Here is a 19645-nt window from a genome sequence, read left to right on the forward strand (position 1 = left end):
CGATTGCTGCCTGTTCTACATTAATCTTTGTGCTGTATTGCCCTACCGGAGGTGATAACGCAGCAGCCATTGCAGACAAATTCCGGTAACGATGCCGTAGCTTAGCCAGCCTGCCCCATAGCTCAATGCTGTCGTAAATGGTGGTGGTAGTAGCCCTGGCAAAATGTACGCGACAGTTAAGCTACTTGCTCCTTTCAATGCACCTCCTAAAGCGCTGACCAAAATCCACCATTCTGCTTTACGGACAAATCGTCTCAAAATCGGAAACTGAGCCGTGCCAAAAATAGCCAGTACAATCGGCTCATAGACCAAACTAATCCTAAAAATACGCCATATGCCCAGCGTGACTAGGAATGGAATAAGCGGATCAAAAAGGGGTGTGATGTAAGAACTCACCAGCGTTAGCCCAAAAGTCCATCCCAGTGCGCTAACCACTATCCACCAAAAGGCTTTAGGCATGTACTGGCGCAAAACGAGCCATTGGGCTGGGCCAATCAACAAACCTGAAAATATGGTTGCTATAAACTGAAATCCTGACTCTTCCAGTGCTCCAACGATCGCCCCCGCAATTGTAGTAGTCAATGTCCACCAGAGCCACAGGCGAGGAGCGATCGCCAATTGTCGGGCTTCATCTTGCCATTCATGCTGCTCCATAATGCTCACTCCAGAGTTGAAGTGCAACTCTATATCTGTACTATTCGGCTCAACTCGTATGAGAGCGGTTTTTATCAACAGAACTATAAATCGAGCGATTCGGGGATTTGCAGATTGTCATCCCTAATTTTCAGGATTCACTCGCCATGTAATCACAATCATTTCCACAAATATTAAGACGACTAATAGCCGCGAAAACGCTTGTAAAATGGCTTCCATTGTCCAGTTCTGACTCTGAAGCTCCCAGATTGTCACAATAATGTTCACTCCAACCACCAACCAGGGTAGAATGACCAACGAATTCCGTCTGCGATAGGAGCGGAGCGTCGCCTCCCGCCAAAATGGGAAGGTACTGAAAATACAAACAAGGTAGGATGCTCCTGCACTGACGAACAGGCTGGTTTGAAGACCCGAAGGCAGGTTTGAGTATCCCAGTGCGATCGCCGTTAAACAAACTCCCAGCGCGAGGTACAGGAAAGTAAACAGGGTAAATCGTTTCATTATTTCTTCTCCAGTGAGGCTTATTCTCTGTACCAGACACGCACACATTGAAAGCAGTTGATTGCAAGACCCTGACTGATCATCACTGGGTGGAAAGCATTACTGGTCGTCACGCCGTAGACATCATCACTGGTGCCTTCGATGCGATCGGGTAAAACAACAGTTTCAACATTGATCACCTGTATCGTTGTACTTGCAATCCACTGATTGACAGCACTCACAACCTCCGAGAAGGATTCATACTCGGAAGCGTCCGCCGAAAGGTCCCCGTTCAGTAATTCGAGGCGCAAAATCTTTGAACTGAATCATCTTATTCACCATCTAAAATTGCAGTGCTGACCATCTCTTGAAGAAGCGATCGCAGTTTGATTTGTTGATGGATCAATTCACTGTGATTCCACGATCAACAATCAAAAATCAACTCACTGTATATCCGCCATCGATCGCCAAAGGTTGTCCTGTAATGTATCTAGCAGCATCAGAGCAGAGAAACACAACCGCTTGAGCAATTTCCGTTGCCTGACCAATCCGACCCATTGGAACCATAGACCCAAGATCATCGAATGTGATACCCATTTGCTCAGCGCTACGAGCCATGAGGTCAGTCGCAATCGGACCCGGATTGACAGCATTGATCCGAATGCCCTGTTTGGCATAATCGAGGGCAGCACATCGCGTCAGTCCCATCACCGCATGTTTGCTGGCAACGTAGGGAGAGATTCCTGGAAGCGCAACGAGACCATTCGTAGATGAATTGTTCACGATTGCGCCTGAACCTTGGGTCAGCATGTGCTGAATTTCATATTTCATACAGAGAAACAGCCCTCGCGCATTGACCGACATAATCTTGTCAAAATCCTCGATCGATTGTTCATGCAATGGTTTAACAGCCAGATCAATTCCAGCATTGTTAAAAGCACAATCGAGTTTGCCGTAGGTGGCGATCGCTTTTTGCACCAACTCCCGGACATCCGCCTCACTCGATACATCGGATTTCACGAACAAGCATTCCGCCCCAGTCTCGCGAATCAAATTAGCTGTTTCTTCACCTTCTACACTGCGTATGTCCGAGAAGACCACTTTGGCTCCCGCAGCACCGAATGCGATCGCGGTTGCTCGACCAATTCCCGATGCGCCACCAGTGACCAACGCCACTTTATCCTGAAGTATCATTCTATTTCTCCTAAAATCAAGTCCGGTTGTTCTCTCTTGAAATCATCGTGAAATTGCCTTGAAAAAAAGCTTAGACAAATCTTGCCAGCAAAAAACTAAAAGCAAAGGAAAAGGCATGAAAGCTGATATGGGCTAACATTGCAGCCTCAAGCGAGTATTGCCAAAAGAGCCAACCAAACGCAATACCAGCAATCCCATTGAGTAATATCGCTCGGATAATCACAAGCGGAGTGAGGGGAACGATCGCGGCAGTCGCTGGCAGGTGTAATAGTCCAAATACCAACGCGGCTAGAACGATCGCACCTTGATAAATTCCTTGGCTCGGCATTGTAACGCCTTGTTTTAGACCTTTCCACGCAATCCAAACAAGCAGCGACATTAAACCCCAGCGCATCAAAATTTCCTCAGTGATGCCGCCATAGGACATTGCTGTGAGCAAATTCAACCCACTTCGTTCTGTATTATTGGCTGCCTGTAGCGCTTCAGGTAGGGCAGGTCGCATTAACCGATCGAGCAACAGGAGAGCGATCGCCACTGCTGCACCCACACCCAAACTCCATTTCATCTCAACGGCAAAAGATGGAGACTTAGTGGTATGAAACACCCAATGATCAATCAAATGGGAGTGTAATCCAACGCGGTAGGCACAACCAATTCCGATCAGAATGCTGATTGCCAGTAAAACTGCATACTGTAGTCCTTGCAGAAGCATTAAAATCCACAATGGAGGCACTTTTTCCAGTGCTTCTGGAGACAGTTTCGCTAACTGTTGCTCGATTAAAGGAATAGACGTGATCGTGAACATGACAATTCCCACACTGCCCAATACAAATAAAATCCCGAATTGTTTCAGAATTGCCATTGGTTTACTCTCCAGATGACCCGTCCTATTAGCTCATTTGTCCAATCGGTCGAACAATGATTTCATTCACATCTACCTCTGCGGGTTGCTCGATCGCAAAGGCAATCGCCCGTGCGATCGCATCTGCTGGAATCACTGCCCCACGAAATTCCTCCACCCACTCCGCTGCTTCAGCATCCGTGATTGTGCTGGCAAGTTCAGTTTCCGTCACTCCAGGCGAAATCACCGTAACCCGGATGTCGGTCGATTCTTGCCGCAGTCCCTCGGAAATCGCCCACACTGCAAACTTAGTGGCGCAGTATACGGCTGCGGTTGGATAGACGTTGTGCCCGCCGATTGAGGAGAGATTAACAAACTGCCCTGATCGTTGCTGCTTAAAGAGAGGTAGCGCAGCAGCAATCCCGTGAAGCACACCGCGAATGTTCACATCAATCATGCGGTTCCATTCATCGATCTTTAGTACCTCTAGCCTGGAGAGCGGCATCAAGCCTGCATTGTTCACCACAACATCCAGGCGACCAAATTTATCCTGGGCAAACTCGACAAAGGCTTGCATGTCTTCGAGGTTGGTGACATCAAGGGTACGGTATTCTGCTTCGCCACCCTGAGAGCGAATTTCGGCAGCGATCGCTTCCAGTCGATCGGTGCGCCGCGCTCCTAATATAACCCGTAAACCCTGATGAGCCAGCAATCTAGCTGTTGCTTCACCAATACCGCTACTGGCTCCCGTAATCGCAATAACTTTGTTCTTAACAGTTGACATGATGGTTATTCCTTGTAGGTGATTAAAGCTGATTGGTAGTTAGGCTGCATTGACCAGGGCAACCAGCACTAGTTTCTCGGTGAAACTCTTGTCCATAAGTCGTTGAACACTTGCATATCCAGAAAGGCGATCGCTTCGACTGCTTTGCCGTCCTGCATTCTGAAATACCAGGTGTAGGTGTTTTGGTAAGGTCTACCATCTCTAGCAGTTGCCTCCCCATCCCACAGCACGATCACCATATCGCCATCTGCCCAGATGCCGCGTACGGTTGGCACGATTGGGGTTGATAATCGAGCACTGGTGGGACTGACGACTTGATCGAGTAACGCTTGGCGGCTGTAAGTGCCCGCCGTTTCACCCGTCCCCGTAATTGTCCAGGTGGCATTTGGAGCGAGCAAATCAAAGACGCTGCCAGTTCCGTCTCGCCAGCCATCAAAATACTGCTGGACAATTTCCTTATTGCGCTGTTCGATCACCTGAGTCTCTACGTCTGCTTGATGTGGCTGAGTTGCCTGAGCCAAATTTACAAATGCTGGAAACTGATCGAGGGCAGGCGATTTATTCAATGCGGTCGAGTCATGACTTGACTCAAACGCAGCCACATTCGACTGAAAACCTGCCTCATCCATGCGAGCTTGCGTCATCGCCGGAGCCGCTAGCAGCCCAATCAACCCCATACCTATCAAAACCTGACCCAAACGATGCATCTTCTTTAACCTCCTGAAGTTTCCATAACAAAGTAGCTGTTTCGCTCTCATGTCCGTTGAATTGTTCGGTGTCCCTTTGGTAAGACATTTTTCGTTAAGTCTTTGTGCGCGAAATTCTAAATCAGGCTTTGCTCTTTTACAGCTTCGGCGGCGAAAGCTTCGATTGTCGTTTGTCCTTTGCGAGTTTCAGTGCCGTTGTTTTCAAAAACGATATGACCGGAATTAAAGCCGCGCAGCATCTCGCACCAAGCGTTAGCGGCTTCAGGCGAAAAACCGAAACTGGCAATTGTCGCCTGCCACTCACTTTCGGGAAGGGCAACGGCTTGCACGTCGCGCTTGAGTGCGGCAGCAAAAGCAGCAGCAACATCGTTGGGCGAATAATCCGCCGCGCTATGCAGTTCAATGATGCGTTTACCTGTCCAATCTTCGGTCAACGCTTCGGCGGCAGCGCGTCCGATGTCGGCGGTAGAAACCATTGGGAGTTTACGGTCTAGCGGACTGTAAAAACTCGGCAAAATGCCTTTTTCAGCGGCAACCGCAGCCACGCCGTTCCAGTTGTCCATAAATCCCGCCGCCCGCAGAAACGTAACGGGAATCGCCAGATCGCCGAAGATGTGTTCCAAAATGTAAGTTGTCATGATGTTGCCTGTGCCAGTAGCGTGCTGCGAGCCGATCGAAGACAGCAAGACAATTTTTTGCACATTGGATTGCGCGATCGCTTTAACATATGCTGCACCAATGTTTTTGGCTACGGTGAACATATCGGCAGCCTGATAAGCAGGCGGATTCATCGCATAAACGGCGATCGCGCCGTCTAACGCCTTGGCTATCGCACTTGTGTCAATGACATCAGCGAAAGCAACGTCCGCGCCTTTTGCCCGCCAAGCGTCCGCGCTTTTGTCCGGGTGCTTCACAGTTGCGCTTTGCGCTAATCGCAACACGACGCGCACCGACAGGTTCTTTTCAAGCAACGTATCGGCAACCACAGAACCCGTTTGTCCGGTCGCGCCAAATACTACAAACATAAATTTCCTCCTGAAATGTCGAAACCAATTTTGCTAACCGAAGACACCTAACGTCACAGTTCAACGGCAGGTTCTACTTTTGATAAGTCCAATGATTAATGTTCAATTGTTGTTCTCTGTTGATGGGGTTATCTTTCTCGGTAAAAAACATAGCCGCCGTGATAAAGAACGCTGTCACGACTGGTTTGCGTTCTGAGCTACAAAACCGTAGTGCAGATGTGTCATTTCCAACTGTCGAAACTGATCGTGTGCAGCCTTGACAACTGCAAAGTCTGCGGCTCGATCGACAACATCTAATTGCAGGAGCAAGATCTAATCGCCGAACCGCAGCTAGAGAAGGTTGTCGTCGAATAGTTTCATCCTATAAGTACGAATTAGGAGTTTGAATACCCAAACCTTACCGATGTTTGCCTAATCCTCTCAAAAGATGCACAGCATTCAAGATACCCGTAGCCGTTCTATATCTCGAATGGGCGGTGCACCAAACATGCGGGAATATTCGCGGCTGAATTGCGACGTACTCTCATACCCAACTCGATAAGCCGCTTGAGTGGCATCGATCGCCTCGGCAAGCATCATCTGTCGGGCAGTTAACAGTCGTAATTGCTTTTGATATTGCAGCGGACTCATGGATGTGACAGCTTTGAAGTGACGATGGAACGATGCAGCCGACATATTCGTCTGCTCTGCTAGCTCCTCAACCCGCAGCGGCTTTGTAAAATCAGCTTTAATCTGTTTAATCACGTCAGCAATGCGCTGCATATTACTGCCAGCGGTCGCAATCTGACGCACCACTGCACCTTGTTGGTCGGTGAGCAAACGGTAATAGATTTCGCGAATCATCAACGGTGCTAGAAATGAGATGTCCTGTGGTGTATCTAACAGCTTTGTTAACCGGATAACACAATCGATTAAAGATGGCGCGGCATCGCTGACACACCAGCCTCTGACAGGGCTTTGGTTCTGACTGATACCCAGCTTTGTTTGAGCAATAATCTCACAGAGTTGTCCTGGGTCTAGCTTCAGCTTTAAGCCGAGATAGGGCTGATCAGGGGTTGCTTCTACCATACAAGCACTCAGCGGCATGTCCACCGAAAGAATCAGATACTGAGCAATCCCATACTGAAACGTTTCCTCATTGAGTGATACTTTTTTTTGACCCTGCACCACAATGGAGAATAGGGGTTCGCTAACTTCCTGGATGGTGATGGAAGAGTTGCTTTGTCGGACAAAGAACAAAGGATCGATCGCGGTTGAATGATAACCCTCTCCCCTGCCATCAGTATGCTGATCGGCTAATGCCGCCAGCTCTGCACATTTGGCGACTGCCACGGACTGCTGCGCTGACAAAGTCTCTTTACAAGAAGAAATGCTGATCATGTTTCTGTGATTGAGTGTCTTGATTCCTTTACTGGTGAGTGTGTGCGACATTCACGGAACAATTGCAGTCACGCGAATTTCAATCCGCATCGTTGGCAAATCTCGTCCGCGAGCGATTCGGGAATTTGCAGATTGTCATCCCAGCCACCTTGACCGGATGTCTCCACGCGATCGCCAATTTTTACCGCTTGCGAGTAATGCAAGTTATTCAGCATGTATTCCCCATAGCCGGGGGTGATAAAAAACTCGGGCTTATTCATGGTGTTTCTCTGTTCAGTACCGTTGTTGATAGGGGCAGTAGGGGTTTCTAAATCCTTAGTTTTGGCGCTGGGGTAGCTAGAGGACGCAGCGATCGCCCTCTGCGGGAAGTTCAAGGTCGATCAGGTAGTTGGCGACGATCGCATTGACACAGGGGCTGGTGCCATCCATGGCGATGGTGTGCTGCTCTCCCTCAACGGTGAGCACGGTGCCGCCCACGGCTTCGGCTAGACTGGCTCCAGCAGCGTAGGGGGTGGCAGGGTCGCCAGTAATGGAGATGATCAGCGTGTCGGGTAAACCCTCAACGTTCTGAGCATGGGGGAAGCCGAGGGTCGGCTCACTGGGCCAGAACTCGCAGGCGTCGCGGGTGACGCCCTCGACGGGTCGTCCGGTATCAAGAAAGGGGCTCACGTCGAAGATCTGGCGGCGCAGTTCTGCCTCCTGCTCAGGGGTGCGGCGCTCCTCGTCGTTACAGTTGATGGCGAGCTGGGCATCGACCAAGTTGCTCTCCAACCCTTCAACGATAAAGTCGTCACTGAGAGCGAGGAGTTTGTCGCCTCGTCCCTCGTTTTTGAGCTGGGCGATGCCGTCAATAATTCGCGGCCACGCCTTGGCATTGTAGAGCGCCCCGAGGACGCTGCCAGTGCCATACAAAAAATCCAGGGTGCGCCCCTCGCCCGCTGGCACGGGGTTATCGATCAGCGGCTGGAACAGATCTTGGAACACAGCGGTGGCCTGCTCGGGGTCGGTGCCCAGCGGACAGTCTGATCTCTGGGCGCAAAACTCGGCCATCAGATCAAACGAGCGCTGGAACGCAGCATGGAGCGCTAAGCGGCGTTCCGCGCTGCCCTGCCGAGGGTCGAGCGCACCGTCGATGACCATCGCCCGGACGTTCTGCGGGAACATCTCAGCGTAGACCGCGCCCAATCGGGTGCCGTAGCTTCGCCCCAGGAAGGTCAGCTTTTCGTCGCCGAGGGCGGCGCGGAGCACGTCCATATCCCTGGCTACATTGCGGGTGCCGACAGCAGCAAGCACCTGCTCACCACCCGACCCATTGGCGCACTTCTCCATCAACTCGCGGGTGTCGTCGGCACTCCATTCTCCCGACGTACCCAACAGCGTTGTCTGGTTCTCGCCCCGGTCGTTCTCTTCGTCGGTGAAGCAGTTGATGGCCGGGGTCGAGGCTCCGACCCCGCGAGGGTCGAACCCAACCAAGTCGAACCGTTGAACCATGGGAGTCTCTTTCAGAGCCACTGCGGTGAAGGGGGTTTGAAGCGTGCCCGAGCCCCCAGGCCCGCCAGGGTTGAGCACCAGAGAGCCGATCCGTTGGTCTGGCTCACCCTGGGCCGGTAGCCGCAGTACTGCGATTTGCATGGTCTCACCCTCAGGTTCGTCGTAATCTAGCGGTACCTCCAGGCGACCACATTCAAATGGATCAACGTACACTTGTGCCTCGGTCGCAGTGGTCGCAAAGCTTTCGCAGGAGCCGAACGTCAGCTCCTGGTTGTAAAATCGCTCCAGTTCCGCCCCTGGCTCCTGGGCTGACTGTGTCAATGCGGCAGGTGCCCCAGCGAGGACAATCAACATCGCTGCTGTGCCTGTCAATAAGCGCCTGACGTAGGTCTTGGGAACGCGCATAATTCTCCTCCTAATGGAAGCTGTTGGTCTTGAGTCGTACGTGAGTCGGTCACGATTTCGTGAGCTGTTAGAAGAAATTTGAGACATGGTGTTTAACGCTTTAACTGTGGCGAAGATTCCAGATCACCCAACCCCTGTTCGTGCCCGGCGGGCTTGAGGAGATGCCTCAGCCGATGAGGGCCAGCACGGCATGAACCGTCAGGTGGGCGATCATGGCGGACTCTAGCCCGTAGCGCCAGAATAAATACCCCGCAACTACTGCAAACAAAGAATTTTGGATCAGCAAGAACCCTAGCAGGGCTGGGGTTAACGGCAGTTCTAGGGCGATCGCAGCGGGCAAGTGGCCCACGGCAAACAACAGGGATGAGACGGCAATGGCGACGACCACCCATCGAATCTGGGGTTTACCCTGGCGCTGCTGCCCAAATTGCCAGCCCAGCCATACCAGCAGCGTCATCAGTCCCCAGCGGATCAAAATTTCTTCGGTGATACCGCCGTAGAGAAATCGCACCAGCAGCGGCGTGGGCTCAGCCGCTCCATAGGCGGGTGGCAGCAGCGGGCGAGACAGCAGGGCGATCGCCGTCAGCATTGCGCCGCTGATCAACCCACCCACCACGCCGGGCAACAGTTGAGGAACCATGGCTTTCTGCCACGATCGCCCAGCGGCCAGCGCCTCTGCCCCCGGTGCCATTAGCTCTAGCCGATGAGCCAAGAGCACGCCTATCAGCACCGCCACCGACAGCAAAACCGTGGGCTGCACCAGCACTAACAGCCTGACCACGGCGGCAGGTGGGGCACCCTCTGGAAGCAAGGGCAACGGCACCAACACCAGGGATATCACCCCAGCCATGCCTGCCAACCACAGCAGCCCAAACAGTCGCAGCCTAGCGTTTCTATGTTTAACCATGGCTTTATCCTCAACGTCATTCCAGAACGGATTGAGTCCTCACGCTTGAACATGCTGTCAGCGATCGCTAGGACTAAGGGGGAGGTTCACGACCATCCCAATCTCGCTGGTTGACTGACAAAAGTTTAATGAAGACCTCTAAAGCTCTACCTATGAAAGGGCTTCATTCTTAAGTAAGCAGTCGTTCCTTTGGGCAAGTTGGAAATCTCTCTATCAAAGATGATTTGAGCTTTACAAAGGATGTATGGATCGCTAGCTCTTTTGTCGATTTGCTCTTTGAAATTGTCCGAACTATTGCTTCAGCACTACAGTATTAAAAATCTTGTCGTGCCATGTCTTCTGTTCTTTATCCACAAAAAACCAGAGATAGCCTAACCCAAAGATCAGCCCACTTAGGAAATACCCCAACGAGCCGCGCAGACCAGCCATCAAAAAAGACAGCGAATGTCCATCGGGCTTAACGACCCTGATGTTCATCATTCCCATGCCAATTGATCGATCTCGCTGACTCCAAAGGTAACCAAAATATAAAAAATGCCCAAATGTAGGAGCGAGGGAAAATACAATCACACTCGGAGCCACAATTAAATTTGGCACAGGTATTCCGCTATCAGCGTAAGCTCCGATGATCGCTCCAATAGCAACCGCTGCTAGTGAATAGATGATTGAGAGAATAGCTTGATCAATCAACCATGCAGCAGCCCGATGTAAGAAGGTCGCCTTATTCATCTTTATGTCCTCAAATGTTTTCCACAATTGTCTGAGCAAAATACTCTGAACAGTCTTTGCGGATGGCTGGAAGGAATTTGAGACATGAGGATCAACTCCTTTACTCTTGTTGCTGATTTCAGTTGTCAATTGGTTTAAGGATCGACAGGATCGCCGACCGCCCCACCTGTAGCTGTATGCACGGCGCGGGCCATCTGCCCAAGCGTGTTGCCAAGCGAGGTGGGATCGGCTCCTGCCATCAGGGCCGTACTGACGTCTTCACTGATGACGCGCACGACTGCGGTGGCTGCGGCGGCGTGCAGTCGCACCTCGATATCGTCAGGCGATCGCCTCAGGCGATCTGCGAAAATCTCGACCAGAGCGCGCTCTATTCGGTCGTTGGTCATCAGCCAAGCCGTCCGCAGATCCGGCTCTTTTTCGGCCAGCACGGTCATCTTGATCACAGCCTGATCAAAGGACTGCTGATCGGGATCTTTAGTCCGATTCATCGCCCACTCCATAAGGTGATCTTCCAGGGAGACATCCCGAGGCCAGCGGCGCAATAGCGCCACAAACTCCTCGCCATCCTGCGCCAAGACCGGCTCGACACAGCTCTCCTTGTTGCGGAAGTACCGCCAGAGGGTGCGCACCGAGAGACCCACGGCAGCAGCGATTTGCTCGCCGGTCGTGGCCGCGACGCCTTGCTCCCAGAACAACCGCGCCGCCTCCCGCGAAATCTCCAGACGTATCCGCTGCTGCCGCTGCTCACTCATCCTCCCTGGCTTGCGCTCGTTCTTCGTTGTGTCATTGGTACCATCACTCCCCACAGCAGTCTTCCTTTCAGGAATCTGTCATTAAGTGACAATATAGCGCTTGGTGACGCTATCGACAAGAGGTTGCTTCACTAATCAGCACATTCAATTTGAGCCAATAGCTATTCAACCTCTGGAAATGCTGTCAGGGAATGACATCTGAGAGACTCCGCCACAATCGGCAGGGGTGAGGTCACCCCCGCAACAGCCACTGCCAGCGTGATTGTTAGGCGCTGTTTATATACTTTCCGTACAGGTTGCCTTTGTCTTAGCCAGCTTGAGTGTAGTGAGTTCCAACACTCAACTTCTTTCAAATTCTTACGGTGATTTACCAGATTCTTAGGTCGCTAGCGCACCTGTTTAGGAGTCAGTCCAGTGAGACGCTTAAACAGGTGCGTCAGATGGCTTTGAGTGGAGAAACCGACTTGTAGAGCGATGTCTGCGTTGGCGCAGCCTGTGCGCAGCACGTATCGCCAAATCCGTTTTCAACAGCATCACTTTTGCCTGTTCTACGCGCTGCTGAATCAGGTACTGATGGCAGGGCTGATACATCTCCTCAAACCCTTGCCTGATCTTCGTATCTATGTGTTTTGCCGCAGTAGAGCCAAGTAGACCTGTGTAAACTTCGCGATTTGAGGCTCTATAAGTAGCTCAATCTGGAACTGATGCTCTGAATCAGTTAATTGGCTAACATGATTTGTCTATTGATTAAAGTTGATTTGAGCTAGAGAAACTGCCCCCCGGAGACTTCGATTCTCTGTCCAGTCATCCATCGATTCTCTTCCGACAGCAACAGCGCGATCGCCCCTCCAATATCATCGGGTTCACCCACCCGACCTAAAGCAGTTTGGGATGTGATGTACTTATTGATCTCTGGATTGTCCCGCACGACACTGCCCTCGGTGGCGATCGCTCCTGGAGCGACTACATTCACTGTGACTTGCCGCTGTCCTAGTTCCTTCGCTAAGGAGCGAGTCAGAACCTCGATCGCGCCCTTCATGCTGGCATAGATCGCTCGTCCTGGGCTTATGGTGCGGGTCAGAAACGATGAAAAATTGGCTCTTCCGGATCCGGGGTGAAAACCGTATAATAGAATACTTTTAGTGGGAGTTTCGCCAATGGACTTTCATCTTGATGCATTGCTGAATTTTCCTCATGTTACGGTTGAAAGTTGCACTCAACAAAGCAATGAAGTGTACTTAAAGCTGCGCTTGCTCAATGAGGAAGCTAACTGTCCCCACTGTCAGACATTGAGTTCAGGGGTTCATCAAAATCGAGCGATTTTAATCCGGGATTTATCAATTTTTGGTCAAGTCACTTACCTGAAAGTTCCTCGTCGTCAGTTTTATTGCCGTGATTGTCAACGTTATTTCACCGAAGCATTGACATTTATGGATGAAGGACGTCAGTATACCCGACGATATGAGGAGCATATTTATCAGCAAGTGCAACTGTCCAGTATTGAACAAGTTAGCCGAGTAGAAGGATTAAGTTTTGACCGGATTCAAGGAATCTTTAAGCATCAGTACGCTCAGAAAAAAACTCTGGATGGGAGGGAGTTAAACAGGTCGGAATTGATGAAATCAGCAAGCGTAAAGGGCACCAGAACTTTGCCACAGTTATCGGGGACATTGAAGCCGGGAAGTTAATCGAAGTGATAGACAGTCACCAACAAGAAGACATTATCGAAGTGCTGGAGCAGCAGCCTTTGGAGGTACGAGAGCAGGTTGAGGAAGTGAGCGTTGACATGTGGGGAGGATTCCCGAAAGTAGTTAAGAAAGTGTTTCCCAACGCAGTAGTTGTAATTGACCGCTTCCATGTCATCAAAGCAGTGAATACAGAATTAAATCGGATCCGCCGACAGGCACGTATATTAGACCGAGGCAGCAATTGAAGAACGGAAAGGATCTAACTCCAGAAGAAACGAAAAGGTTAGCATCGTTGTTGAAAAGGTCAAAGCGATTAGCAAAAGCCTATCAATGGAAGGAAGAGTTTCGTGCTATTTATGAGCAGTCATTAACTGTTGAGGAAGGGAAACGTCAGATCCAGGAGTGGTTGAATAAAGCCCGAGCCGTTTATAGTGAAGCAATTAAAACGATCCGTAATCACTTGGATGGAATTAGTAATTATTTTCGGAATCGGACGACTAGCGGTGCAATGGAGGGAATCAATAATCGAATTAAGCTGATTAAACGGCAAGCCTATGGCTTCGTAAACTTCAACAATTTCCGAGAAAGGCTATTAGCTTGCTTTTCTGATTAAAAAAAGTTATCACCTTACTAACGGGAGAACCCTTCTATCTGGTTCCCTCCTTTTTAAGGAGGGTTAGGGAGGATCAAACCCAGTCATGGCTAGAGCAGATGACTTGTGTGTACACCGTAGCTTAAAAGTATCCGTACACAGGGTAAAGCAGAAAGAGTGAGCGATGTGAGGGTAAGTCTGCTAGGCTAAAACGCATGGAATCCCCGAATGCCTTTTTAAGCGAAATTTCAGCAGAGGACTGGGCCAACACACCGGAGAGTGTCAAGCAGTTGGTGCAGCGTCTATTGGAGCGTATTGAGGCATTAGAGGCAGGCCAGCAAGCGTTACAAGAGCAAATTCAGCGCAATTCCAAAAACTCCTCGCAACCGCCTTCGCAAGACCCTCCGAAGGGATTCAAGGCTACCCCGAAAAGAAAAGTGGGAAAGCGCGAGGCGGACAACCGGGACATCCGGGACATTCGCAGGAACTTTACCCGCCGGAACAATGTACGCGCATTGAGGATCACTACCCTGAGGTGTGTTGCGAATGTGGACATCGCTTGAGAGGGAAAGATGCCAATCCGCAACGGTGTCAGATCGTAGATTTGCCACCGTTACAACCGATTGTTTTGGAACATCGCTTTCATGCGTTGGAGTGCCCCCAGTGTGGGGTAAGCAGCCGTGCCTATGATGGCGAGATTGTGGATGGTTGTCGCTATGGGGAAAGGCTGTGTGCATTAGTCGCACTGTTGAGTGGAGAGTATCGTCAAAGTCACCGGATGGTGGTGCGGCTGTTGAGTGAATTGTTTGAGATTCCCATCTCCGTGGGCAGTGTCGGACGCTTGCGGCAACAGATGAGTGAAGCGATTGAGCAACCCGTCGAAGCGGTTCATCGCTATGTGCAGCAGCAACCCGTTGTTGGGATAGATGAAACGAGTTTGCCTCAGGGTAACGCCGATGGGAACAATGGCAAGGGGAAGCGAGGCTGGTTGTGGGTGATGGTAACCCCGTTGGTGTGCTATTTCCAGGTGGCGTTAAGCCGCTCTCAAGCCACCGCTCAAAGCATCTTAGGAACTGATTTTGCTGGGATTGTCAACAGCGACCGCTACAGTGCTTACAACTGGTTAAACTTGCAATGGCGACAATTGTGTTGGGCGCATCTGAAACGCGATTTCACCAAAATTGCCGAACGGGGTGGGGTGAGCCAGACCTTGGGAGAGCAACTTCTCCAACAGCAAGAGAAATTATTTGAGTTATGGCATCGGGTGCGAGATGGAACCTTAGCACGCCCCCAATGGATAGAAGCCGTAGCACCCATTCGACAACGGGTGAAAGCACTGTTGGAAGAAGGAGCGGCTTACCCAATTGGGACCAGAGAAAAGACACCTTTGGCAAAGACGGTGCGAACCTGTCAGCAGTTACTCAAAGTAGAACCTGCTTTATGGTTATTCGTCACAACCGTTGGAGTAGAGCCAACCAATAATGCAGCAGAACAGGCGATTCGTCCAGCAGTGTTGTGGCGACGGTGTAGCTATGGCTCCCAAAGTGAGGCAGGCAGTTTGTTTGTCGGACGAATGATGACGGTTGTAGCAACGCTGCGGCGGCAAAATCGCCATGTCCTCGATTATCTCACCGATGCTTGCTATGCCAAGCGTCGGGGCTTGCCTGCCCCTTCTTTACTTCCGCTTCCCGACCTACAGCGATCCTCCTGACTACCTTGCTAACCCTGTGTACGGATACGCTTAAAAAGGGGGATTTAGGGGGATTGTGCGATGCCCACGCTGCGCGAACGAACGCAGGCGTTGCCGTGAATGCAATCCATTTTCGATCTACTGAGTATGGTTAAGGTAAACTAACTTTGAAATGCTGAGCCCCTACTCCCCTGGGGCTTCGCCATTCCCTATTCCTGACTGTTCAATGCCCAGTCATAGTCTAAATACTTCACATCATAACTCCCTTGCCGCAAGTAATCTCGATCGCCTGAATTCACATAGTTGCTAACAAAGTTTAGAGCCGATCGCTGCTTTTCATTACCGGCAAATTCTGCTGTTTGATAAGCAGGAATCCAGTCTTCCCCAAACCAATCAAAAATCGCAGAGATAGAGACAGTATTAGTGTTGCGATCGATTTGTAATCCATGAGGACTGTTGATCCATTGGCGAGTTTGCTCTTCAAGTTGCGTATCTAGTTTCTCTCCGGTATAAGGTTCAAACCGTAGAGGTGGACAACTGATGGCAGTACAGTTGAGCGCAGCATGGATGCGGGGTTCCTGGTAATCTTTACGCAGGGTGTCGTGCTCAATTCCATCCAGAGTTTTAGATTGCCCTGCGATTCTAAATCGACGAATTCTCCAAACACCAGGAATGTCTCTGATACTGGGTTTGATTGGATCTTGGTCAATAATAGATTGTAGGGTAAACGAATTATAAGCATTAATTAAAAATGCAATTTGGTCAGCCTCGCCCCAAGCTGCAAATTGAGCAGGAGAGACTTCTCCTAATGCTTGATTAAACGCTCTCAGTTTTTCTGAGTTTGCTTGTAATCCTTGATAATCTACAAACCCGTTCTGATCCACATAACGCTCTAATACTTCAGCATAGGTTTCATAACGCATGGGTTCCGATAGGACGGCAACGGCCTGGCTGCCCTGAACGCTTTGTTGTTGGGCTTGCGAATCTGAAAATATGCCTGAACAACCCGTGAGGATGACCAGAGCCGGTAAAAGAAGCGTTACGGGTTTGAATTTTGCCATCATCACTGTCCTCATCGCTACTAAACCTGGATAGAAAAATCAGTCAGATGTATTATGCCTGATCAATCTGAAGACTAAATGAGGATAGCCTGGAAGATCGCTGAAAATTTTCATCGTTGTACGGATGACCATACCCAACCGAGTATGAGCGGCAACCACAGAACCAGGCGTTCTGTAGGAGATAAGAACCAATCTGGATCGCCCATAGCAGCACGATGAGGCAGCAAGAAATAAATCAAAGCAGAGATGCTAACCAGCCTTACTCCCAGATTATTGGTTGCAGCCGCAAAAGGAATTATCCAGGTAAAGTACCAGGCATGAATAATCGGCGACAGCATTAACAATGCCAACAAGTAGTTGGTTGTGAAATTTAGAAAAGATTTCGATCGCCACAATAACCAAAGAACAGTTGCTCCCAGGGGAATTGCGTAGATCCAATTTGTCTGTTTAGAGGATTGCCACAGCAGCCCTGTCAAATAGGGAATGAGTTCAGCACTACGACCATGGGAAACAAATACTGATTCCGTTGGAATGAGGGGGCAGGTAGTGTCCTGACAAAAGGGAAGAACGCTGAGTATCAGAGGCATTCCACCCCAGAGCATGACCCATCCAACCTGTTTCAAGCGAGTTTGCTTCCATGCTTGCCAGGATAGGAAAACCAAAATGGGTAGCGACATCCATTTAATTGCAACACTGATTCCAACTAAAAGTGCCGTTTGGCTCCACAAAAGCGGCTGATTAGATGGAGCAGGGTCTTGATTTGGCGAATCTTGATTTGACGAATTTTCATCTATCACGTTTTGATGGGGCGATCGACTGCTTGCATTCAGCCCGTCAAAACTAAACCAGGCAGCAACCAGCGGGAAGATAAACCAACTATCGTAATGGGCAGCACCCGCGAATGAATATAAAATTAGAGGGTTCCAGGCATAGAGCAGCGCAGAACGATCACCTAATCGGCGGCTGAGTAACCAGCAGATAGATAGATCTGCGAAAACGAATGCAAGCTTGAATATGAATACTGTTGGTTTGATGGCTGCTAATACTCTAAAGCTAAGTTGAGCGATGGGCGGATAAATGGCAGATACATCAAGGTGATTAATTTGTGACCACCATTCAGTACGGTAAGAGACTAGCTCGATCGCATCGGGTGCGAAGTGATAAGGACTAAAACCGAGGGTTTGAATATATCCTTCCCATAAGTAACGCCACACATCGTCTCCAGGATACATGGGCAGGAGCAGCAGCCTGGTGAGAAGTGCAATGCCCCAAAACCAGTAGGTCGGAACCCAGCGTAGCCCCCAGGACAGAACATAGCCTGCGCTCATCATACTCATACCCACGCTAAAGGGCACAAATGCTTCGGGTTGCCGGAAATCTCCGTTGGGCATGAGCCAGAGACAACCCAGCAGGAGCATACCCGAACTGAGCCAGAGCCGAGGAGAGGAAGCAGCAAGGGGGACAGCACGGAAAAGTCCAGACAATAGGTGGTTCATCGCAAGAAGGGGGCTGTTTTGAGCAATTGTTTATGGAGCTGTTTAAACAAACGTCGCCCATACCAGTACCCCAAAGTACTGAGGATCACGATACCTGCTTTGAGGCTGCCAGAAATTGTTCCAGAGATTTTGGACTGTCCACCCTGCCTGGGGCGGTAGTGCACGGGAAGCTCGCAGATGCGTAATCCGAACTCAACTGCCCGCACTTGCATTTCTACTGTCCATCCCATTCCCCGATCGCGCATTTGCATCTGATCTAGGGCACAACGACGGATTAGACGTAAGGGCCCTAAATCGTGATAGCGATAATGCCAGCCGCACTGAATCAAGTCCGTGGCCAGACGATTGCCAAAAATTTGTACTGGCGTTAAGGCAGCCCGCCCCGCAACGGTCGCCCGGCGATCGCCCAAAATCAAATCATAGTACGGTCGTTTCTCCAACAGCTCAGGGAGTTGGGTTAAATCATCGCTCCCATCTCCATCACAAAATAGAATCCAGTCAATGGATGAAGGAAGTTGCTGCAACCCTTTCCAACAGGCCTGGCCATAGCCCAATTTAGGTTCAGAAATCACTTCTGCCCCAGTTGTGCGGGCTTTCTCTGCGCTGCGATCGGTGCTGCCATTATCAACAACCCGAATTTTGGACAACCCCAAAGTTTGCAGGGTCTGAATGACCTTTGCGATCGTCGCTTCTTCATCTCGAACCGGAATCAGAACTAAAACGCGATCTAGCTCATAGTGGTTTGCCACTCCTTTCTCCTATACCCCACACCTTTCAATACAAGTAAAAGCTAGAAAATTAATAGGGAGTTCCCCGTTCTGTTCTTTGTCGTTTTAAAGCTTCTTCATACCATTCCAACTCATCCAAAAAGCGTCCAACCCTTTTTCCTAAGGACTCATCCTTTAAAGAACCATCATCATTGAGCACATCAGAAATTTTAGAAATTGAGAAAATGCTGGAAATGGTTGGCATTCCCATTTCTGCAAGAAAAGCGCGAAGTTGAATCGCTGCCCTGGCCCCACCAAAGCCCCCAACCGAGTAAGACACGATCGCCGCCGGACGAAAAAAGTATTCCTCCAGGTAATGATCCATCAAATTGCTGAGTCCCGGTTGAATTGAGTGGTTATACTCACCCGAAATAACAACAAACCCATCAGCAGTTTTGATGTGTTCTGCCAATTCTGCCATTTTTTCGGGAGCCTGCCCCTTTTCATACTCTTTGTACATTCGGTCTAGAATACCAAAGTCATACTCGATCGCATCAGCAAACACAACATTATGCTTTCGCTCCTGAAGCTGATTGATCATAAATTTAGCTGCTTTGATACCCTGTCGATCTCGTCGGTAGGAACCGTAAAAAACGATCGTTTTGAAAGACATACAAATTACTCCATTTAATCAATTTTTTTATTGTTTGTTTCAACGTTATGCTAGAGCATCTTTAGAGATTTAGCAAAACCTGCCATTTTTCTCTTATAGAAATGCCCCCTTCTCAGCCTTAAGAAAGGAGCTTAAAAAGAAAGGAGCTTAGACGAATACTGAGCTAGTTGCCCAAAGGCAAAAAGACCTATTACTTCGGCAACATTTAAGAATGCCGGTAGGGTGGGCAGCACCCACCAAGGAGCTTTGAAAGCTGATTATTAGCCTGGGGGTGGGCAGTGCCCTACTACTGCACAAAGGCAAGAAGACCTGATTATGAATTTAAACCTCCAGGCCCATTCATAAAACTGTCTTCGGGAGCATGTCACTTTTGTCGCCCTCACCCTAAA

Annotated in this window: 23 protein-coding genes and 2 pseudogenes; 5 read left to right on the top strand and 20 right to left on the bottom strand. The window is 49.9% G+C overall.

Translation table 11 applies throughout. The annotated features are described in order from the left end of the window. Positions 1 to 42: 42 nt before the first annotated feature. The 15 genes from ACM1PF_RS29155 to ACM1PF_RS29225 all read right to left on the bottom strand — a co-directional run bounded on the left by ACM1PF_RS29155 (position 43) and on the right by ACM1PF_RS29225 (position 11855). The gene (locus ACM1PF_RS29155; RefSeq protein WP_416669753.1) at positions 43 to 654 is read right to left on the bottom strand and encodes a hypothetical protein; all 612 of its coding nucleotides are present in this window, start codon (positions 652 to 654) and stop codon (positions 43 to 45) included. Positions 655 to 777: 123 nt separating this feature from the next. Then, positions 778 to 1155: a hypothetical protein gene (locus tag ACM1PF_RS29160; RefSeq protein WP_416669754.1), complete on the bottom strand. Its 378-nt coding sequence runs from the start codon at positions 1153 to 1155 to the stop codon at positions 778 to 780. Positions 1156 to 1175: 20 nt separating this feature from the next. Continuing rightward, on the bottom strand, positions 1176 to 1445 hold the full coding sequence (locus ACM1PF_RS29165; RefSeq protein WP_416669756.1) for a hypothetical protein: 270 nt from the start codon (positions 1443 to 1445) through the stop codon (positions 1176 to 1178). A gap of 127 nt (positions 1446 to 1572) precedes the next feature. Continuing rightward, the gene (locus ACM1PF_RS29170; RefSeq protein ID WP_416669758.1) at positions 1573 to 2328 is read right to left on the bottom strand and encodes an SDR family oxidoreductase; all 756 of its coding nucleotides are present in this window, start codon (positions 2326 to 2328) and stop codon (positions 1573 to 1575) included. 70 nt (positions 2329 to 2398) lie between these two features. After that, complete coding sequence (locus tag ACM1PF_RS29175) at positions 2399 to 3190, bottom strand: CPBP family intramembrane glutamic endopeptidase (RefSeq protein WP_416669759.1); 792 nt, start codon at positions 3188 to 3190, stop codon at positions 2399 to 2401. Positions 3191 to 3218: 28 nt separating this feature from the next. Beyond that, positions 3219 to 3953: an SDR family oxidoreductase gene (locus tag ACM1PF_RS29180; RefSeq protein ID WP_416669761.1), complete on the bottom strand. Its 735-nt coding sequence runs from the start codon at positions 3951 to 3953 to the stop codon at positions 3219 to 3221. Between the two features lie 68 nt (positions 3954 to 4021). After that, positions 4022 to 4660, bottom strand: a complete 639-nt coding sequence (locus ACM1PF_RS29185) for a nuclear transport factor 2 family protein (RefSeq protein ID WP_416669762.1) — start codon at positions 4658 to 4660, stop codon at positions 4022 to 4024. 116 nt (positions 4661 to 4776) lie between these two features. Further along, entirely contained in the window at positions 4777 to 5685 is a 909-nt protein-coding gene (locus ACM1PF_RS29190; protein ID WP_416669764.1) for an NmrA family NAD(P)-binding protein, read from the bottom strand. 438 nt (positions 5686 to 6123) lie between these two features. Continuing rightward, the gene (locus ACM1PF_RS29195; RefSeq protein WP_416669766.1) at positions 6124 to 7065 is read right to left on the bottom strand and encodes an AraC family transcriptional regulator; all 942 of its coding nucleotides are present in this window, start codon (positions 7063 to 7065) and stop codon (positions 6124 to 6126) included. 68 nt (positions 7066 to 7133) lie between these two features. Continuing rightward, positions 7134 to 7325: a hypothetical protein gene (locus ACM1PF_RS29200; RefSeq protein WP_416676944.1), complete on the bottom strand. Its 192-nt coding sequence runs from the start codon at positions 7323 to 7325 to the stop codon at positions 7134 to 7136. Positions 7326 to 7401: 76 nt separating this feature from the next. Next, on the bottom strand, positions 7402 to 8961 hold the full coding sequence (locus ACM1PF_RS29205) for an alpha/beta hydrolase (protein ID WP_416669768.1): 1560 nt from the start codon (positions 8959 to 8961) through the stop codon (positions 7402 to 7404). A gap of 166 nt (positions 8962 to 9127) precedes the next feature. Next, a complete protein-coding gene (locus ACM1PF_RS29210) occupies positions 9128 to 9868 on the bottom strand; it encodes a CPBP family intramembrane glutamic endopeptidase (protein ID WP_416669769.1) in 741 nt (246 codons plus the stop codon). Between the two features lie 291 nt (positions 9869 to 10159). Further along, entirely contained in the window at positions 10160 to 10597 is a 438-nt protein-coding gene (locus tag ACM1PF_RS29215) for an RDD family protein (RefSeq protein ID WP_416669771.1), read from the bottom strand. 134 nt (positions 10598 to 10731) lie between these two features. Further along, positions 10732 to 11349: a TetR/AcrR family transcriptional regulator gene (locus tag ACM1PF_RS29220; RefSeq protein ID WP_416669772.1), complete on the bottom strand. Its 618-nt coding sequence runs from the start codon at positions 11347 to 11349 to the stop codon at positions 10732 to 10734. A 386-nt stretch (positions 11350 to 11735) separates the two neighbouring features. Continuing rightward, the gene (locus tag ACM1PF_RS29225; RefSeq protein WP_416669774.1) at positions 11736 to 11855 is read right to left on the bottom strand and encodes a helix-turn-helix domain-containing protein; all 120 of its coding nucleotides are present in this window, start codon (positions 11853 to 11855) and stop codon (positions 11736 to 11738) included. Here ACM1PF_RS29225 and ACM1PF_RS29230 point away from each other — a divergent pair. Further along, positions 11824 to 12000, top strand: coding sequence for a hypothetical protein (locus ACM1PF_RS29230; RefSeq protein ID WP_416676945.1), 177 nt, complete (start codon positions 11824 to 11826; stop codon positions 11998 to 12000). The genes ACM1PF_RS29225 and ACM1PF_RS29230 overlap by 32 nt on opposite strands. 112 nt (positions 12001 to 12112) lie before the next feature. Here the strand turns inward: ACM1PF_RS29230 and ACM1PF_RS29235 are convergent. Beyond that, positions 12113 to 12445, bottom strand: a pseudogene (locus tag ACM1PF_RS29235) (SDR family oxidoreductase); the annotation flags it as partial. 61 nt (positions 12446 to 12506) lie between these two features. On the opposite strand from ACM1PF_RS29235, the gene ACM1PF_RS29240 reads away from it, so the two are divergent. The 4 genes and pseudogenes from ACM1PF_RS29240 to tnpC all read left to right on the top strand — a co-directional run bounded on the left by ACM1PF_RS29240 (position 12507) and on the right by tnpC (position 15340). Continuing rightward, the gene (locus tag ACM1PF_RS29240) at positions 12507 to 13037 is read left to right on the top strand and encodes a transposase family protein (protein WP_416669776.1); all 531 of its coding nucleotides are present in this window, start codon (positions 12507 to 12509) and stop codon (positions 13035 to 13037) included. After that, a complete protein-coding gene (locus ACM1PF_RS29245; protein WP_416676847.1) occupies positions 13010 to 13282 on the top strand; it encodes an ISL3 family transposase in 273 nt (90 codons plus the stop codon). Before ACM1PF_RS29240 ends, ACM1PF_RS29245 begins: the two co-directional genes overlap by 28 nt. Next, entirely contained in the window at positions 13279 to 13650 is a 372-nt protein-coding gene (locus tag ACM1PF_RS29250) for an ISL3 family transposase (protein WP_416669778.1), read from the top strand. The genes ACM1PF_RS29245 and ACM1PF_RS29250 overlap by 4 nt, the downstream gene beginning before the upstream one ends. Before the next feature lie 194 nt (positions 13651 to 13844). Next, positions 13845 to 15340: pseudogene (gene tnpC / locus ACM1PF_RS29255) on the top strand (IS66 family transposase). Positions 15341 to 15528: 188 nt separating this feature from the next. Here the strand turns inward: tnpC and ACM1PF_RS29260 are convergent. From ACM1PF_RS29260 to ACM1PF_RS29275, 4 genes are all read right to left on the bottom strand, one after another. After that, entirely contained in the window at positions 15529 to 16383 is an 855-nt protein-coding gene (locus ACM1PF_RS29260) for a DUF547 domain-containing protein (protein ID WP_416669780.1), read from the bottom strand. Between the two features lie 107 nt (positions 16384 to 16490). Continuing rightward, positions 16491 to 17876 carry a hypothetical protein gene (locus ACM1PF_RS29265; RefSeq protein ID WP_416669782.1) on the bottom strand — a complete coding sequence of 462 codons (1386 nt, stop codon included), beginning with the start codon at positions 17874 to 17876 and terminating at the stop codon, positions 16491 to 16493. Then, positions 17873 to 18625, bottom strand: a complete 753-nt coding sequence (locus tag ACM1PF_RS29270) for a glycosyltransferase family 2 protein (protein WP_416669783.1) — start codon at positions 18623 to 18625, stop codon at positions 17873 to 17875. Before ACM1PF_RS29270 ends, ACM1PF_RS29265 begins: the two co-directional genes overlap by 4 nt. Positions 18626 to 18674: 49 nt before the next feature. Then, positions 18675 to 19256 (bottom strand): NADPH-dependent FMN reductase, encoded by a 582-nt coding sequence (locus tag ACM1PF_RS29275; protein ID WP_416669785.1) that lies wholly within the window; start codon positions 19254 to 19256, stop codon positions 18675 to 18677. Positions 19257 to 19645: the final 389 nt, after the last annotated feature.

Source organism: Egbenema bharatensis FJBBOT/2019 (assembly GCF_048077055.1).
Taxonomy (GTDB): Bacteria; Cyanobacteriota; Cyanobacteriia; order Elainellales; family Elainellaceae; genus Egbenema; species Egbenema bharatensis.

Coding starts and splice junctions, on each gene's coding strand:
- ACM1PF_RS29205 (WP_416669768.1), bottom strand. CDS start 8,961: ATGCGCGTTCCCAAGACCTACGTCAGGCGCTTATTGACAGGCACAGCA.
- ACM1PF_RS29215 (WP_416669771.1), bottom strand. CDS start 10,597: ATGAATAAGGCGACCTTCTTACATCGGGCTGCTGCATGGTTGATTGAT.
- ACM1PF_RS29155 (WP_416669753.1), bottom strand. CDS start 654: ATGGAGCAGCATGAATGGCAAGATGAAGCCCGACAATTGGCGATCGCT.
- ACM1PF_RS29265 (WP_416669782.1), bottom strand. CDS start 17,876: ATGAACCACCTATTGTCTGGACTTTTCCGTGCTGTCCCCCTTGCTGCT.
- ACM1PF_RS29185 (WP_416669762.1), bottom strand. CDS start 4,660: ATGCATCGTTTGGGTCAGGTTTTGATAGGTATGGGGTTGATTGGGCTG.
- ACM1PF_RS29195 (WP_416669766.1), bottom strand. CDS start 7,065: ATGATCAGCATTTCTTCTTGTAAAGAGACTTTGTCAGCGCAGCAGTCC.
- ACM1PF_RS29220 (WP_416669772.1), bottom strand. CDS start 11,349: ATGAGTGAGCAGCGGCAGCAGCGGATACGTCTGGAGATTTCGCGGGAG.
- ACM1PF_RS29230 (WP_416676945.1), top strand. CDS start 11,824: ATGTCTGCGTTGGCGCAGCCTGTGCGCAGCACGTATCGCCAAATCCGT.
- ACM1PF_RS29240 (WP_416669776.1), top strand. CDS start 12,507: ATGGACTTTCATCTTGATGCATTGCTGAATTTTCCTCATGTTACGGTT.
- ACM1PF_RS29170 (WP_416669758.1), bottom strand. CDS start 2,328: ATGATACTTCAGGATAAAGTGGCGTTGGTCACTGGTGGCGCATCGGGA.
- ACM1PF_RS29160 (WP_416669754.1), bottom strand. CDS start 1,155: ATGAAACGATTTACCCTGTTTACTTTCCTGTACCTCGCGCTGGGAGTT.
- ACM1PF_RS29200 (WP_416676944.1), bottom strand. CDS start 7,325: ATGAATAAGCCCGAGTTTTTTATCACCCCCGGCTATGGGGAATACATG.
- ACM1PF_RS29210 (WP_416669769.1), bottom strand. CDS start 9,868: ATGGTTAAACATAGAAACGCTAGGCTGCGACTGTTTGGGCTGCTGTGG.
- ACM1PF_RS29175 (WP_416669759.1), bottom strand. CDS start 3,190: ATGGCAATTCTGAAACAATTCGGGATTTTATTTGTATTGGGCAGTGTG.
- ACM1PF_RS29275 (WP_416669785.1), bottom strand. CDS start 19,256: ATGTCTTTCAAAACGATCGTTTTTTACGGTTCCTACCGACGAGATCGA.
- ACM1PF_RS29260 (WP_416669780.1), bottom strand. CDS start 16,383: ATGATGGCAAAATTCAAACCCGTAACGCTTCTTTTACCGGCTCTGGTC.
- ACM1PF_RS29190 (WP_416669764.1), bottom strand. CDS start 5,685: ATGTTTGTAGTATTTGGCGCGACCGGACAAACGGGTTCTGTGGTTGCC.
- ACM1PF_RS29180 (WP_416669761.1), bottom strand. CDS start 3,953: ATGTCAACTGTTAAGAACAAAGTTATTGCGATTACGGGAGCCAGTAGC.